1 pseudogene is annotated in these 1,203 nt (G+C 47.6%); it reads right to left on the reverse strand.

Annotated elements, in window-relative coordinates:
- A pseudogene (locus tag ACED59_RS24505) lies at nucleotides 1-1,203 on the reverse strand (conjugative transfer relaxase/helicase TraI); the annotation flags it as partial.

Raw genomic sequence — 1,203 nt, forward strand, 5'->3', positions numbered from 1 at the left:
AGCTTTGATTGATATAATCCTTAGCCCGTTCTTCAAACTGCGCAATATGCCTTGGGGTGGTGCTCAGTAATTTGTCGTGTTTACTGTTTTCCTCCAGTTGATATTTTTCCGGTTCGTTGATCATCTTGTGCGCTTCATTCATCGCGGCTTTATAATTCATTTCCTTATGACTCATGATTAGGTTAATCAATGCGCCTTTTTCGCCTGTGGTGTAGTCTTTGAAATACCCGCGATGCTCTCCAGTTAAGGTGACTTTAATGGCCGATTTTCCAATACCAAAGGTTAAATAATCCCGGTCTGATTTGGATTGATTCGGCTGGCCTAATAACTGAATGGCGAGGCTTTCGGTGTATTTTGGTAGCTGCGTATTGATGTGCTCCCTAAATGTGTTGTAGTCAAAGTCACCGCTTTTATTTTGGAACCGGACGTCCTCATGAGGGAGTGCATTACGGTTAAAGTAGGTGGTGTCTTTGGGTGGAATTTGGTTGAGGGTTTCTATCGCACTGGCTTTATGGCTCTCTTTAGAAAGCCAGCTTTTGACCAATTGTTTTGTGTTGTCGGTATAGAGCCGAATGTGCTGACTGGCACGAGTCACATCGATACCGGCGCGTCTTAAGTTGGTCAGTGCGCCTTTGCTTTGTATCGCGCTAATGACGTGTTGATAGGTGGATCCTTGCGCCATGTCTGCGGTTCGACTGTAGGCGTAGTCCCAGTGCCCGTCTTTAAGCGCATTAGGGTTAAGGCTGAGTGTTTGTCCTGTCTTAGATTGAGCGATAACACTGTCTGTATTCGCTTGCGTGATGCGGTACTCCACGTTGGCTTTAATGCCGCGCTCTTTATCGGTAAAACGGGTGATGATTTTATCGCCGGTTGAAAGTGGCTTTTCTGACGTAGAGAACAGGGTGGTGAAACGGTGATCACGGTTACGCGGTAAGAACGGCCTTGTCTTACCTGTACTTGCGTCTTGAAGTGTTACTACGCCATGCTCAGAGTCAACGTGAGTGATTGCCGCGTACTCACCGGGCTTGGTGCTCAGTATCAAGCCTTTTTGATACGGCATCATGGTGGTGAGCTCTTCCCCCGTCGCGCCGATTGAGCGTAGCCTCGTTGCGATGACGTTCTCTTTGCCTAACTCACTCTTTTTCATTAAACCGACACGGATGTGTTCGGTGATGGTGTCTCGCTCCTGGTTGGTGTACGCGA

Source organism: Vibrio sp. FF266 (genome assembly GCF_041439695.1).
Taxonomy (GTDB): Bacteria; Pseudomonadota; Gammaproteobacteria; order Enterobacterales; family Vibrionaceae; genus Vibrio; species Vibrio tasmaniensis_A.